Origin of the sequence: Sphingobacterium shayense (assembly GCF_013179575.1) — a bacterium.
Taxonomy (GTDB): domain Bacteria; phylum Bacteroidota; class Bacteroidia; order Sphingobacteriales; family Sphingobacteriaceae; genus Sphingobacterium; species Sphingobacterium shayense.
In genome coordinates, this window is record NZ_JABMCQ010000097.1 from 1 (window position 1) to 15,300 (window position 15,300).

Annotated in this window: 11 protein-coding genes; 5 read left to right on the plus strand and 6 right to left on the minus strand. The window is 39.2% G+C overall.

Features of this window, described 5'->3' with window-relative positions; all coding sequences use genetic code 11:
• Positions 1-1,193: group II intron reverse transcriptase/maturase (gene ltrA, locus HP439_RS11995; RefSeq protein WP_172390579.1), on the plus strand; the 1,193-nt coding region annotated here is incomplete at its 5' end.
• A gap of 102 nt (positions 1,194-1,295) precedes the next feature.
• On the opposite strand, the gene HP439_RS12000 is transcribed toward ltrA, so the two are convergent.
• Positions 1,296-2,492, minus strand: coding sequence for a hypothetical protein (locus HP439_RS12000; RefSeq protein WP_172390580.1), 1,197 nt, complete (start codon positions 2,490-2,492; stop codon positions 1,296-1,298).
• Positions 2,493-2,793: 301 nt separating this feature from the next.
• Here HP439_RS12000 and HP439_RS12005 point away from each other — a divergent pair, with 301 nt between their 5' ends.
• The 3 genes from HP439_RS12005 to HP439_RS12015 all read left to right on the plus strand — a co-directional run bounded on the left by HP439_RS12005 (position 2,794) and on the right by HP439_RS12015 (position 6,073).
• Positions 2,794-4,581, plus strand: coding sequence for a DNA polymerase III subunit gamma/tau (locus HP439_RS12005; RefSeq protein WP_172390581.1), 1,788 nt, complete (start codon positions 2,794-2,796; stop codon positions 4,579-4,581).
• 94 nt (positions 4,582-4,675) lie between these two features.
• Positions 4,676-5,449: a 23S rRNA (guanosine(2251)-2'-O)-methyltransferase RlmB gene (gene rlmB, locus HP439_RS12010; RefSeq protein WP_172390582.1), complete on the plus strand. Its 774-nt coding sequence runs from the start codon at positions 4,676-4,678 to the stop codon at positions 5,447-5,449.
• 12 nt (positions 5,450-5,461) lie between these two features.
• Complete coding sequence (locus HP439_RS12015; protein WP_172390583.1) at positions 5,462-6,073, plus strand: HPP family protein; 612 nt, start codon at positions 5,462-5,464, stop codon at positions 6,071-6,073.
• Between the two features lie 364 nt (positions 6,074-6,437).
• Here HP439_RS12015 and HP439_RS12020 read toward each other — a convergent pair whose 3' ends face one another.
• From HP439_RS12020 to HP439_RS12040, 5 genes are all read right to left on the minus strand, one after another.
• The gene (locus HP439_RS12020) at positions 6,438-8,204 is read right to left on the minus strand and encodes an AMP-dependent synthetase/ligase (RefSeq protein ID WP_172390584.1); all 1,767 of its coding nucleotides are present in this window, start codon (positions 8,202-8,204) and stop codon (positions 6,438-6,440) included.
• 203 nt (positions 8,205-8,407) lie between these two features.
• Positions 8,408-10,210 carry a DEAD/DEAH box helicase gene (locus HP439_RS12025; RefSeq protein WP_172390585.1) on the minus strand — a complete coding sequence of 601 codons (1,803 nt, stop codon included), beginning with the start codon at positions 10,208-10,210 and terminating at the stop codon, positions 8,408-8,410.
• Between the two features lie 234 nt (positions 10,211-10,444).
• Entirely contained in the window at positions 10,445-11,782 is a 1,338-nt protein-coding gene (locus HP439_RS12030) for an OmpA family protein (protein ID WP_172390586.1), read from the minus strand.
• Between the two features lie 153 nt (positions 11,783-11,935).
• Positions 11,936-12,802, minus strand: a complete 867-nt coding sequence (locus HP439_RS12035) for a universal stress protein (RefSeq protein WP_172390587.1) — start codon at positions 12,800-12,802, stop codon at positions 11,936-11,938.
• 13 nt (positions 12,803-12,815) lie between these two features.
• Positions 12,816-13,667 (minus strand): universal stress protein, encoded by an 852-nt coding sequence (locus tag HP439_RS12040; protein ID WP_172390588.1) that lies wholly within the window; start codon positions 13,665-13,667, stop codon positions 12,816-12,818.
• A 696-nt stretch (positions 13,668-14,363) separates the two neighbouring features.
• On the opposite strand from HP439_RS12040, the gene HP439_RS12045 reads away from it, so the two are divergent.
• A partial coding sequence (locus HP439_RS12045; RefSeq protein ID WP_246229343.1) for an alanine--tRNA ligase-related protein occupies positions 14,364-15,300 on the plus strand: 937 nt, incomplete at its 3' end.

The window sequence follows — 15,300 nt, forward strand, 5'->3', positions numbered from 1 at the left end:
ATGGTATGCAGATCGATAAACTTCGTGACTACCTGAACACGCATTGGCGCACCTTGAGGTTGGACATTCTCTGCGGCACTTACCACCCACAAGCTGTCCGGAAAGTAGAGATTCCTAAAGCAAATGGTGGCAAGCGTATGTTGGGTATTCCCACGGTCATCGACCGAGTTATTCAACAAAGCATCTCTGGGTGGCTTAGCGTAAAGTACGAGGGTGATTTTCACGAGAACAGCTACGGCTTCCGACCCCATCGGAATGCTCATCAGGCCGTCCGTAAAGCACAAGAATATCTCAACACGGGATACACGTGGGTTGTGGAGCTTGATTTGGAGAAATTCTTCGATCAAGTGAACCATGACAAATTGATGCACCTTTTGAGCAAGAAGATTACGGATCGCCGAGTTCTAGAACTCATGGGGAAATATCTTCGTTGTGGCATTATGGAAAATGGGCTCGAACAGAAGCGAACAGAAGGTACACCACAGGGTAGTCCTTTGAGTCCACTTTTGTCTAATATTATCCTAAACGAATTGGACACAGAGCTAAGCTCGCGAGGACATCGCTTCGTACGCTACGCCGATGATTGTAGCATCTACACGGGGAGTAAGAAATCCGCACAGCGTGTAATGAACAACATCACTAGCTATATCGAATCTGTCCTCAAACTGAAGGTAAACCGAGAAAAGAGTAATATAAGTAGGCTTGTTCAAAGTAGCTTATTAGGTTTCAGCTTCTTTAAAACTCGGGGATACTGGCACATTCGTATTTCGCCTAAGAGTATAGAACGGCTTCGAGAGAAAATACGTCAAAATACTCGCCGAAACTCACCAACTCTTATGCATGTACGATTAACTAAGTTAAGGCAAATTACTCGGGGGTGGATCAACTACTTTCGTATAGCCACGAACAAGAAAGTGATGGTAGAACTAGATAAATTAGTCCGAAGACGGTTACGCGTTTTACTTTGGAAACAATGGAAGACAGGCAGAAATCGAATCCGGAACCTAATGAAATTAGGTGCTAAACACTGGCTTGCCTACCAACATGCCTACACTCGTAAATCTTACACTCGAACAGGGACAAGCCCCATACTCGAAACAACGCTGACAAACTCGTATTTCACTAAATTAGGCTATGAAGGATTTGCGGACTACTATTACTGGAGAACAACACATCAAACGACGTTATTCTAACAAACCGCCTTGGTACGGATCCGTATGCCGGGTGGTGTGAGAGGACAGATAGGGAAATAATCCCTATCTTCCTACTCGATTAAGGGCAGTTCCATTTTATTATTATGGGGAGTAATGGTAGACTATTTCAAAATTTTCAGTTTGATGTTTTTTTGATAATTGACCAATACCTAAATTTTCTTGTTGTGGCGTGGGCTCGCAAATAGAGTAATAGTCTCCCTTATATAAAATGCTTTTTCCAACCGGTGTTTTAAATTGAATGGCAATTGTCACGTGTGTCGGGTACCGCAATGCGATCATAGGGAGGTTGTAAATTTCTTTTACCAAATAAAAAAAGAGCGCCACTCTATCGTCACAATCGCTTGAAGGATTCAACAAAGTTTGTTCGGGAGGCATTCTTTTTTCTTGGCCAAATATTTTCCTATCATCTTCATAAAGGAAGGCATATCTAGTGAATTTCATAATATAATCAATTCCTTTTTCCGTAGAGAGTTTCTTGGTGCAGTTCGTTAGGACCGGTATTAAAGATGCATATGTTTCTTTACTTAATGGAATGTTGAAGTAGGTTTCGAAGTCAACTATCGGATAGTTTTTAAATATTGTATTTATGTCTTCGTTTACTAGCACATTAAAATGGTAACTTTTTCCATCATAATCAAAACTAATTTCCTTTTCCGTGTACTTATTAGGGGCGAAGTCAGGTAGTTGAGTTACTTTGTAACTGAATCCGTTGATCGCCTCGGGGATAGAGATGTCGACTAGGGTGTAGTGTTTTTTAGCTTCAAATAATTCACCAAAGTCATGATAGTTCAGGCAAACATATGTTTTTTTGTTAAGCGTGAAATAAGGAAGATCGGAAATTTCGTCCTCGCTTTTAACGTAGAAGATCAGTTGATCTCCTCTGTAAGCAAGTCTCGCATCAAAACCTGACTTGGACATCAAAAACCATTTATACAATGTGTAGCGATTGTAGTTGTGTGATTTAGCACTCATTTGCTGAGCAGTTTGACGGATAAGTTGATAATATAACCAGTCATTTAAATTGTGCTTTTCGCGGTACATCTGTAATGACTTTATTATTGGCGCAAAATTGCCATTATTCATTCTAGCGTAGAACTTCGCAATATTTAATGTAGAGAGACTATCCGAGAAAGATACATCTATTGTGTTGTCGATAGTAAAACTAAATGGGCCGTTATAAAAATCTAATGACTTAGTTTGCGACTTTCCAACAACAACTATTAAATTGAGGCATAACGCAACAATAACATAGAAATAATATTTGTTGGAGAGTAACATTCTTAATATTTTAATAACCTATATTTAATATAAATATAATACAATAAATATTGTTTTTATAAAAATTATTTCTATATAATCTTTCAGCATGCTCAATATGCGAGATAAGAAGTTGTTACTAGAAACGTTCGATTAGTATAAAACGTGCGCGACTAACAATAAAGGGTGTTACTGTAAAATCGACAAATCAAATTATAGTTTAAATTTTGATCGATTCTGAACGGGTGTCAATAAAAAACTTTTGTCGTGCTTTTTTTACTCTATGCTTAACTTTTGTTGTATAAAATCTTATCTTCGTACAATGGATAATTTTATTGTTTCGGCACGAAAATATCGCCCAGCGACGTTTGATTCGGTCGTGGGTCAACAGCATATTACAAGTACGCTCAAGAACGCGATCCACAATAATCAATTAGCTCAAGCTTTTTTATTTTGTGGCCCACGTGGTGTAGGAAAGACGACTTGTGCGCGTATTTTAGCCAAAACGATAAACTGCGAAAAGATAAGTCAAACTGTCGAAGCTTGTGGAGAATGCGATAGCTGTAAATCCTTTCAACAAGGTAATTCTTTCAGTATTCATGAGCTTGATGCTGCCTCCAATAACTCTGTGGATGATATTCGTAGTTTAATTGAACAGGTGCGTATCCCGCCTCAAGTTGGTAAATATAAAATCTACATCATTGATGAGGTGCATATGCTTTCTCAAGCGGCGTTTAACGCTTTTCTGAAGACGTTGGAGGAGCCACCTACTTATGCAATTTTTATCCTTGCAACCACAGAGAAACATAAAATTCTACCAACGATATTGTCAAGATGTCAAATTTTCGACTTTAATCGGATTAAAGTGGATGATATGGCCAATCATCTTGCCGGAATTGCGACAAAAGAAAACATATCGTTTGAGCCGGATGGTTTACATATTATTGCGCAGAAGGCTGACGGCGGGCTTCGTGACGCTTTATCGATGTTTGATCAGATTGTAAGTTTTTCGAATAAGAATATTTCGTATCAAGCCGTCATTGATAATTTGAACATTCTTGATTACGATTACTATTTTCAACTTTTAGATCATATCTCAGAAGAAAATGCCGCTCAAACTCTGTTGGTCGTCGACAAAGTGATAAATAATGGCTTTGACGGGGGGCATTTTATAAGTGGATTAGCCACTCATATTCGTAATCTTTTGGTCTCGAAAGAGCCATCAACTCTAAAACTATTAGAGGTCAGCGATAATATTAAACGTAAATATTTAGAACAATCTAAAACAATTAGCGTTGGACTACTCTTGTCGGCATTGAATATAGCTAATCAGTGTGAAATTAATTACAAAACGAGTAAGAACCAACGATTACAAGTCGAACTCGCGCTATTAAAGATGTGTCATATTGCTTCTGCGATATTGCTAAGTAAACAAGGAGAGATTACAAATTCAGCATCGACTGAAGTAAAAAAAAAACTTCCTAATCAACCAGTAATACGCTCAGTTGCTACTAACGATCAGATAGCGGCTCCTAAAGAAGAAAAACACTCATCAGCCCCCAGTCCCGCTTCGGAAATTATCGATCCGGTTCCCGAGACAATTCCGACAACCGATGTTATTTCAAGACAAAAAAAGGGGTGGGGTAAAGTTACCTCATCGGTTCAGGTACCCAATCTAAATAATATTTTTGATGAGAAATCGACGGAAGAAGCAGAAAAACCTAGTTTGGTGGAAGGTTCTGATTTCCAAGAGATAACTTCTGACGTGTTTCTTGGCAAATGGAATCAGTTTGCCGAGACCATAAAAAATACTAACCGTATTACTCTTTATACCATCATGACATCAAACACGCCAAGGCTAAACGGTACCCTCATAGAGATTGATGTAGAAAATGGTGTGCAGATGGATGAACTTAAGCTCGGTAAGATCGATATACTAAATTTTTTACGTGTCGAATTGCGCAATTTTGCTTTAGATATCCGTGGGGTGCAAGTAGAAGTGACAAAAGTCCGCAAACCGTACACTTCTCAGGAAAAATATCAAGCAATGGTTGCCAAGAATCCTGCTTTAGATACTTTACGAAAAGCATTTAATTTAGGGTTGAGTTAACGGATATTCTTTTTGTATCTTTGCAGACTGTAATTTTGAAGTGTCGTATCCTACTGTGCTACAGCTTTAAAGTTTTTACTTTTTAGTTTATAAAATGCAAAATTTCCAACGTAAAGAAAGAGGAGAAAAACGTGAATCGAACCAAATGGTTTTTGGTATTCGCGCTGTAATTGAAGCTATAGATAGCGGTAAAGAAATCGAATCTTTATTCGTCCAACGAGGGTTAAGCGGAAGTCTATTTCTAGAGCTTAAATCCTTAATGAAAGAACATAATATAGGCTTTCAACAGGTTCCCATAGAAAAATTAAACAGGATCACGCGAAAGAACCATCAAGGCGTTATAGCGGTTATATCACCAATTGTATATGAACGCATAGAAGACTTACTCCCTACTATTTATGAAAAAGGTGAGACTCCGCTATTGTTAATGTTGGATGGGGTTACCGACGTTCGTAATATGGGAGCGATAGCCCGTACCGCCGAGTGTGCGGGAGTACATGCGATTATTGTCCCTAGAAAAGGATCGGCCGAAATAAACCCCGACGCGATAAAAACTTCGGCGGGTGCGTTATACAAAATTCCAGTATGCCGAGAAGATTCTCTAGGGAAAACAGGACGATTTTTGATAGAGTCCGGTGTACAGTTAGTTGTTAGCACTGAGAAAACGCAAGACTCTATTTATGAAATAGACTACACGACTCCGACCTGCGTTATAATGGGGGCGGAAGATGTAGGCGTTTCAGATGATCTTATACGTATTTCTGATAAATTAGCGAAAATCCCGATGTTTGGAGAAATCGGTTCGTTAAACGTGTCTGTATCGGCAGGGATCGTGATTTATGAGGCTGTACGCCAACGTAGTAAATAGTTTAGAAAGTTTGTGAAAAAGCAAATCCATAGACACTTACGTGTATATCGCTACGTGTTTTATAAGGAAACTCTCATCGACCCTCGTGAACATGTTTGGTCTTTTATCGGAGCTTTTTTTGGGATACTATGCATCGCATATTTCCAATCGATTAATTTGCCAGCGGTAGAAAATATATTCTTGATAGGTTCTTTTGGGGCATCGTCAGTGTTAGTATATGGCGCAATTGATAGTCCCCTTGCACAACCAAGAAATCTAATAGGGGGACACGTGGTTTCTGCTTTTGTAGGAGTTACTATTGGTCAATTTTTTCCGGATATCATTTGGTTGAAAGCACCGTTGGCGGTAGCTCTTTGTATTGTATCGATGCAGGTTACTCGCACGCTTCATCCACCGGGCGGAGCAACAGCTCTAATTGCGGTAACTGGTGGGACAAAGATATATGAGCTTGGATATTGGTATGTAGTTAGTCCTGTATTAACGGGAGCAGTGATATTGTTTCTTGTTGCGTTATTATTTAACAACATTACGGATAAAAGGCATTATCCGTCAAGGTCGTCAAGATTGAGGCGCTCCCGTCGGGAACAAATGCAACGAAAACGTCGGCCTTTAAACGAAATTTAGTTTGCTCGACGAGCCTAAGGTAGGTTATGCGGTGCCTAAATTTCTGTTTTAGCTGTGTTTAGTTCGGAATAGTTTCGCTCGAATGTAATACCTCTTTGAAGGAATATTTTAGATAATCAAATGTTCGGCCGTGCACGGTTAAAAACAGACTTCGAGTGATGTACTACAACAAGTTTTTGTGCTGCATAAACATGTTATCAAGTGGATTGGCCAGATGATAATTGATGTTCATAATTAGTGAAATTTGGAGGAATATAGGGGCTGTTTTTTTCCAATACACATCGAGTTTCTATCCAGTAAACAACGAGTTCGATCTGAATTCGGACTCGTTGTAATGTATCTCTTAAGAACTATCTAGGTAGTATTATTGATAAATTTCGTGAAAGGCTTTCTGGTTTTTGCGGAGTATTTCTCGCCGCTTCATCTTTAGTGTTGGCGTGAGCTCCCCACTCTCTATGGTGAATTCGTCAGGTAAAATCGCGATTTTTTTTATTTGTTCCCAATTTCCTAAATGTCTATTCGCAGTCTTGACATCTTGATGTATGCGCTTATATATGACCTCACTTCGCAGAAATTCTTCACGTGACAAATTGAGCAATTCTGGTGCACTTTTTTCTGCCCATTTTTTTAGGTTCGCATAGTTAGGAACTACAAACGCACCGGCGAATTTCATGTTATCGCCAACAACCATTGCCTGTTCTATTAACGGAGATTCGACGAGTTTTGTTTCGATAGGTTGAGGCACGATATATTTGCCCCCGGATATTTTGAACATTTCTTTTTTTCTATCAATTATCTTTAAATAATCTCCAGCCTCCCATTTTCCAATGTCTCCTGTGTAAAGCCAACCGTTTTTAATTACTTCATCGGTAGCCTCCTTATTTTTATAGTATCCTTGCATGACGTTCGGTCCTTTAACGAGGATTTCACCATCGTCAGCGAGTTTGATATCCACGCCTAAAACCGCGTTACCCACGGTACCAACACGAACACCGCGATTATAAAAATTTACAGCAATTAGCGGCGAGGCTTCCGATAATCCATAACCTTCATATATCGGTATCCTTGCAGCTAACAGTACTCGGATGATACGAGGTTGAAGCGAAGCGCTCCCCGAAGCGATAGTAACCAGTTCTCCACCTAACGCGTCATAGAACTTATTGAGAACTAGTGAGCGCGCTAAAGATAGTTTTTGTTTATATATATAAGTGTTAGTTTCCCCCGTCGGATCGTATTGTTCAGCGACCCTGATTGACCAGTCAAAAATTTTCCTTTTTATGCCCGATAATTCGTTTCCTGTTTTAAGGATGTTCTCGAAAACTTTCTCCATTATACGAGGCACAGCCGTCATAATATGGGGTTTTATCTCCTTGATATTGCTACCAATTCGTTCTAATCCTTCTGCTATATACACGGTAAGGCCGATGTAGAAATAGGTGTAGATAACCATTCGCTCATATGCATGGCAAGGCGGAAGGAAGGTTAATCCTCTTCCATATGCCTGAAGAGGTGTGACTTCGCGTGCGGAGAAGACATTGCTTAGAATGTTGTAATGCGTTAGCATAACCCCTTTAGGTTTTCCTGTAGTCCCTGAGGTGTAGATTAAAGTTGCTAGATCGCTAGTTTTAACAGCGTCGATTAACCTATCTAAATGTTCGTTTTGTATATTTTTGCCGATCGTCGTCAGTTCATTCCAATTACGGGAATCTTCGAAGCTATTGATCGCGAATATATATTTAAGTGAATAAATTGAATCCACAAGATTCGAAAGTCGACGATAGAGGGACATATCGCTAACAATACAAATTTTAATTTCGGTTTCGTTGAATATAAATTGATAATCAGCATCTGTTATATTAGGATAAACAGCAACTGTTACTGCGCCAATTTGTTGTATAGCGAAATCGGCTACATGCCATTCGTAACGACTTTCCGATATCAATCCAACCTTATCTCCTGGTTGTACACCGAGTTCGATAAAGCCTTTAGAAAGTAGTCTTGTTTGTTCGATAAAGGTTTCGCTTGAAACTAATTGCCATATTCCATTTGATTTGGTTCCAAACATCGGTAAATCGGGGTATAGCATATTTTGTCGATATGCAAGATCGAAGATTCTGGTTGGATTTTCCATAGATTCAGTTTTCACGTTCAATAATAATGGTTTTACGATAGTGTTTGTTTTGCAATTAACTCCAAACTTCTTATTTTGTTTGGCAGTGGACTTGACTAAAAAAGATGAAGTTCATTTGGGTTCTGGTATCCGTACGATTATTTTGTACGACAAAAAAGCCAGGTTCGATTAAAACCTGGCTCCATGTTATAAAAAAAATGAGATTAATATCTAGACTTAGAATATTGTTTCTTTCCAGAGAAATCACGGAAACCTCCAGATGATTCTCTTTTGTCTCTAGATCCAGATCCGCTACGACGATCGCGTCTATCGCCACCTCTGTTTCTGTCTCCTCCGCGGCTACGTCCTCCACGGCTTTCAGAACGGCCATCGCCTGATACTTCGATACGAACTTGACGACCATTGAAGTCAACGTCTTTGAAGTTAGTAAAGATGTTTTGTACTTCACCGTCCTCTACTTCGAAGAATGTAAATACTCCCTTTAGATCAATTTTGCCGATTGATTTACCTGAAATTTTTGCAGTATTACAAATGAATCCAAGCATTTCTCCCCGAGAAAATTCATCCACAGAGCCTAAATTCATAAATAACCGAGTGTATCCTTTTGAAGTTGATCGATCTCTACGCTCACCACGCTCACCACGCTCACCACGTTCCTCTTTTCGACCACCTTCCCTAGCTTCCATGTTTAAATCTGGTGCATTGCGATAGTATTCTAAGAATCGGTTGAATTCTAAAGAAGCGAAACGAGTAATAATTTCCTCTTTTGATAGATCCTGCATACTTTCCATTATCGATGGAAGGAATGGAGTGATTTGTTCTTGGTTCACTTCAACGTTGTGAACCTTGTCGATCATAGCGAAAAGTTGTTTCTCGCAAACTTCCGTTCCTTGAGGAACTTGTTTACGTTCAAATGATTTACCGATTATTTTTTCAATATGGCGAATCTTGCTTTGCTCTTTTACGTTTACTAGTGACAAGGAGATACCTGTCTTGCCGGCGCGAGCCGTACGTCCCGAACGGTGAGTGTAGTTTTCAACTTCATCAGGTAAAGAGAAGTTGATAACGTGTGTTACATCGTTCACGTCAATTCCACGCGCAGCAACATCTGTTGCGATTAACAGTTGTAAGTTACGTTCGCGATAACGTTTCATTACTTTGTCACGTTGTTGTTGAGATAAATCTCCGTGTAATGAATCCGCGTTATAACCGTCTTTAACTAAAGCTTCCGCAATTTCTTGCGTCTCAATCTTCGTACGGCAGAAAACGATACCAAAGATCTCTGGATAGAAGTCTACAATTCGTTTGAACGCCGCATATTTATCTTTAGCCCTAATTAAATAATAATGGTGCTCAATGTTTGCATTACCTGTGTTTTTCGTTCCGACAGTGAGCTCAATTGGATCCTTCATGTATTTTTGTGCAATACGACGAACCTCTTTAGGCATAGTTGCGGAAAACAACCAAGTTTTTTTTGTGTCTGGAGTTTCTGAGAGAATATTGTTGATATCCTCTTGGAAACCCATGTTTAACATCTCGTCAGCTTCGTCTAATACAACGTATTTTACATTTGAGAAGTCAATAGCATTTCTGCCAATAATGTCTAGCATACGTCCAGGTGTCGCGACTACGATCTGTACTCCTTTACGGATTTGACGTAACTGATCGGAAATGTTTGCTCCACCATAAACCGCTACAACATTTACGTTGTCGATGTATTTTGTGAATTTTTCTAAATCTTTTGCAATTTGCAAACACAATTCACGGGTTGGGCATAAAATTAACGCTTGTGGGTGTTTTTGAGTAAAGTCAATTAACTCTAATAACGGAAGACCAAATGCCGCGGTCTTTCCTGTGCCGGTTTGGGCTAATCCGACAAAATCGTCGTTACCAGTCAATAAAACAGGAATGGCTTTTTCCTGAATAGGAGATGGGGTTTCGAAACCCATCTCAGTGATGGCATTAACAACTTCATGACGGATTCCCAGTTCTAAAAATGGGTTCATGAAATAAATTATACAATAGGCACTATTGCCTAAGGCGGTGCAAATATAGGAATATTTTTTTTCTAAAACAAATAATAAACATTTTGTAATACAGATAGTTATAGGATGGCTTGTATTTATGTAGCTGATATTCGACGTCGAGTACAGCTTTTTGGAGCGGATGTGTACGGCTTTGGGCCAAAAAAAGACTGTCATGAATGCTGACAGCCTAAATTAATGCTTTTTTAACTGATACTAAAATAATGTAAATTCAACTCGACGATTTTGCTGGCGTCCTTCCGCTGATGTGTTTTGTGCGATAGGTTGTGTTGGACCATAGCCTATAGCTTCGATACGTGATGCATTTGCTCCTTTAGATACCAAATAGGATTTAATTGCTTCTGCACGTTCTTTCGATAATCTCATATTCGTGCTCATAGACCCGGTGTTATCCGTGTGTCCGGCTAATTTTAGGCTGAAGTTTTTCTCAATCAAAAGTGACGCGACGCGGTTTAGCGACTGATATGAAGTTGTGCGAATCGTTGATTTTCCCAAATCGAATTCAAGGTTTTTAATAGCCTCGTCGACAACCTTTTTATCTTCTTCGGTAACGATAATTTTCTCGATTACTTTCGTTTCATTTTTTAGTTCAGGGAGAGGGCATCCCGCCCCGTCTACCTGAATTCCGGCAGGGGTGTTCGGACATTTGTCAAATTTATTTGCAACACCGTCGTTATCATCGTCGTTTAGTTGACTGTGGAGGCTTTCCATTTGAGATTTCAGCTCGTTGTTTGCGGCAACCAACTCGTCTCGTTCCGCTTTTAGCTCATCATACTTTGCGTTATAATCGTTAACGAGAGTAGCAACAGGGTTTGAGTTGTTTAACGCTGGTTTTGCTCCATTACCCAAAGCAACTTCAATTCCTGCATGTGCATAAGAAAAAAGGTCATTTTTGAATGTTCCTTCTGGTTTGCCGTCAAGATTTTGGTTCGCCCAATTAAGTTGATATCCTAAATCAAGGTTGATTCCTTTTGCAATTGCGAATTTAAAACCGAAATCTACAGGCACATATAATTTAGTTTGGCTATCCGCGGTAGCAATAGTTTCATCAACTGTTGTTGTTGTTTCGAAACTCATTGCACCCAGGCCAACCGCTGCATACGGTTTTACGATGCTATTAAAGAATCGCCAATTCGTATTCGCTAAGGTCCATTCGGCCGATAGTGCAGCTGACCATGGTAATTTAGATTCGAAGTTGCTAATCACACCCTCGGCGGCATCTTCATTTGTCCCAGAGATCTTACCGCCTAGATATTGAGCTTTTATACCGAAAGAAGGAGAGAGTTGCTTTTTAACATAGGCGCTATAGCCGACGTTATGTTCTAATTTACTGAAGCCATCTTGATTGAAACCAAAGATATTCGATTGATTTAGTACGCCGGCATTAACCCCAATTGACCATGTCCTGTAATGTGTCGCAGGTGCAAATGGCGTTGTATTTTCGACAGTTGTTGTATTTTGTGCTAGGGCGGCAGTGCTCAAAAGACTTGAAAAGCCGATAAAAGTTGTTTTTATCAAATTAGTTTTTGTCATTGGAAACGGTGTTAATCATTTTGAGTTTTATTGGTGCTTTCTGCAACCGTATTGCCAAACACCAAGCTTGTCTGCGTGACGGACGTATTGTAATACGCGCGACGACTGTTGCATTAAATTGGAGTATTTCCATGTAATGTAACGGATTGAAATCTATTTCGTGGCATGAACACGAGCAAAAAATGTTGGTGTAGTAATGTTGTACGCCATTTTGCGGACAATATTCTCGCTAATCAGTTTTCGAAAAAAGCTTTTTCTACTTTTTGTGACTAAAATAATATCAATTTGTTCGTCGATAATAACATTGTTAATGGCGTGGGAAATATTCTCCACAGCCTTATTATACAGGGCCCGGGATTTTACGTGATAGGAGATATCGTTGATACCAGAGCGCTCGACAATGTAGTCAATCCACGTTTTGAACTTTTCATCAATAATTCGTATATCTTGATCGTCCTTATTAATATGAATGAGCATAAGTTCAAAATCACCGCCGATTAAATTTATAGCTTGTGCAAGTACTTCAATTTCAGCTTCTTTGAAGTTTGTCAATAGGCCTACTCGCTGTTTCTTAAATTTGGTTGCTTCTTTTGGAATTCCCAAAACAGGTGTCTTCGTGTTTAATATGACATCGTAGGTGTTACTTCCGAGGAAAACCGCTTCGATGCCAGATGAGCCTTTCGTTCCCATGAGAACGGCATCGTAGGGGAAATTCGCAGTTACTTTACTTGTCTCCTCGAAAAGATTACCGTTACGGTAAAGTGCATTTGTTTGTATACCAGGGTGTTTCTGTCCTACGATTTCAATCAGCTTGGCCATTTCTCGTTCTGATATCTCAATTTGAGGGTCTACAATGTCGGGGTCCAAATCTCGATTGACGTATAAATTCGAATGATTGGTATATACGTGAAGTAAATCCAGCTCTTGCTGCGATTGATTTGTTGAAATTATCTGGCAGGCGTATTCTACTGCAGCGTATGAATATTCAGAAAAGTCGACAGGTATTAATATTTTCTTCATAATATTTACGTTTTTAAATTGTTTTTCCAAAAAATGCGGGCTTCTGAAGATCTAGCGTCATCGCTTTTGATACCGAGGTAGTGAAAAGCCTTTCAAAAAATGTCTTTCTACTTTTCGTTATTAAAATTAAATCAATAGCGTTATCCGAAATGATTTTGCTGATAACCTCGGGAACCGTGTCTAAATTCTTGTCGTCCTTTACAATCGGAGCGGTTAAATAATTTACGTTTCGGACCGCGTTAAAAGGTTCAATATTTACAAGCCATAATTCTAATTTTTCCTGAATTGAGGTCAGGCTCTCTTCTTCTTTATGGGCATGAATTAATGCAAGATCAATGTCTCCTTTTATAGTGTGTAGAAATTCTTGTAATGTGATAAGCTCTTCTTGTTTTAAGTTTGTAAGTAATCCTACTTTGTTAATATCTGTATGGACAGGTTTGTTTGGAACCGCAATGACAGGAATTGGTGAACGCATTGTAATAATCGCAGTGTTGCTCCCCCAAAATATATTTTTTGCCCCGGTCGCTCCAGTTGTTCCCATAACTATTGCTAGATATCCCTCCTTTTTTGCTTCTTTTGATAGTGCTTCTTGAAGCAATCCTCGTTCATTGTGGTAAGAGATATCAATCCCGGGGAATTCACTTTGAAGTTTGTGTGTCCATTCTTTGATTGTAAGGTCAGCTTTCAATAGGCCTGGATCCGCAGTTAACGCGTTTATATCGTTTTCTTCAAATCCGGACGAAGTCGCGGTGTAATAATGGACGAGATGCAGGCTGTAATTTTGTTTTTTACAAATTGTTGCAGCATAGGTTGCAGCTAAAAAAGCATTATCTGAAAAGTCAGTAGGAACCAAAAGTTTCTTCATACAAATTATGCAGGAGGCGCACAATCGACTTGGTATATAGATGGTGCGAGGAAAGTGCCTGCGTATCACGATTTCCTGTTATATTAATTTTACTATTCGATTTCTGTTTTGAACTTTTGGCTTTATATTTTTTGCCATCCGTTCAATTAGATTTTTTATTAAAAATAAGATGTTTTTAATAGTCCCGTTTTTCTTTAGCAATCGTCGGGAGCCTCCCACAAATATTTCTATTTATTCGCAGGGTACTGCCTTATAAAGGTAACGTTTTTTAATTTATTTTTTTACAATATACGCCTTAAAAACGGATCTTTCTTGGAACGCTGATGCGTTTAGAGAATAAATTGTTTCGGTCGTTGAAATTCTATATTTATTATTGGAGTACGCGATGATGAGGTGAATTTTCAGCTATGTTCTGGTGGTCGAATACCGAGCGTGTCGATTATGGATGGTTTGCAAGGACAAGGTGAGAATCGATTGTTATATCCGTGTCTCTTTGGATGTTCTATTGAACCGATGAGGGAGATATTGTTTTCGAAGGTAGGCTGTAGTGTGAGATACCATTTGAGCTCAATTGCTTTTCTCGTAGGTTGTATTTGATCTAATGTGAAAGAAAGTTGGGTTTCTTATCCATCTTCTCCTTTGTAAGACCAATCAATTTTGAGTAAGTTTGCAATCTAAAATACAGTATAGAATTCAATGACTAGTAAAGAAATACGTCGCGCTTTTTTAAATTTTTTTGAGAGTAAATCTCATCAGATCGTGCCTTCGGCACCTGTGGTTGTAAAAAACGACCCTACGCTCATGTTTACCAATGCAGGCATGAATCAGTTTAAAGAGTTGTTTCTAGGGGAGGCACATGTGAAGTATCCACGCGTTGCTGATACACAGCGTTGTTTGCGTGTTTCCGGAAAGCACAACGACTTAGAAGAAGTAGGAATTGATACGTATCACCATACCTTGTTTGAAATGCTTGGGAATTGGTCTTTTGGAGACTATTTCAAAAAAGAGGCAATTGCTTGGGCTTGGGAATTGTTTACCGAGGTATATAAACTTGATAAAGATAGATTGTACGTCACTATTTTCGAAGGTGACGATGACGAGGGCTTGTCTAAAGATACGGAAGCCTATGATTTTTGGAGAGAATTTATTGCTGAAGACAGAATTTTACTAGGGAATAAAAAAGATAATTTCTGGGAGATGGGCGAGATGGGTCCATGTGGTCCATGTTCAGAAATTCACTACGATATGCGAACGTCTGAAGAGCGCGAAAATGTTCCCGGGCAAGAACTTGTTAATGCTGACCACCCTCAGGTGATTGAAGTATGGAATCTTGTTTTTATGCAATTCAATAGATTGAAAAATGGTACTCTTTCGCCGCTGCCAGCCAAGCACGTGGATACAGGGATGGGTTTTGAACGTTTGGTACGTGCTATTCAGGGCAAGACCTCGAATTACGACACCGATGTCTTTCAACCGACTATTCAGTATATAGCATCTCGTTGTGGAATTGAATATGGGGCTGACGAAAAAACTGATGTCGCAATGCGCGTGTTATCGGACCATATTCGAGCGGTAAGTTTTGCTATTGCCGATGGTCAACTACCTTCAAATAACAAAGCAGGTTATGTAATAC

What these genes read in the sequence shown, in the direction of transcription:
- HP439_RS12000 (WP_172390580.1), bottom strand. Translation starts at nt 2,492, where the DNA reads ATGTTACTCTCCAACAAATATTATTTCTATGTTATTGTTGCGTTATGC.
- HP439_RS12005 (WP_172390581.1), top strand. Translation starts at nt 2,794, where the DNA reads ATGGATAATTTTATTGTTTCGGCACGAAAATATCGCCCAGCGACGTTT.
- rlmB (WP_172390582.1), top strand. Translation starts at nt 4,676, where the DNA reads ATGCAAAATTTCCAACGTAAAGAAAGAGGAGAAAAACGTGAATCGAAC.
- HP439_RS12020 (WP_172390584.1), bottom strand. Translation starts at nt 8,204, where the DNA reads ATGGAAAATCCAACCAGAATCTTCGATCTTGCATATCGACAAAATATG.
- HP439_RS12025 (WP_172390585.1), bottom strand. Translation starts at nt 10,210, where the DNA reads ATGAACCCATTTTTAGAACTGGGAATCCGTCATGAAGTTGTTAATGCC.
- HP439_RS12030 (WP_172390586.1), bottom strand. Translation starts at nt 11,782, where the DNA reads ATGACAAAAACTAATTTGATAAAAACAACTTTTATCGGCTTTTCAAGT.
- HP439_RS12035 (WP_172390587.1), bottom strand. Translation starts at nt 12,802, where the DNA reads ATGAAGAAAATATTAATACCTGTCGACTTTTCTGAATATTCATACGCT.
- HP439_RS12040 (WP_172390588.1), bottom strand. Translation starts at nt 13,667, where the DNA reads ATGAAGAAACTTTTGGTTCCTACTGACTTTTCAGATAATGCTTTTTTA.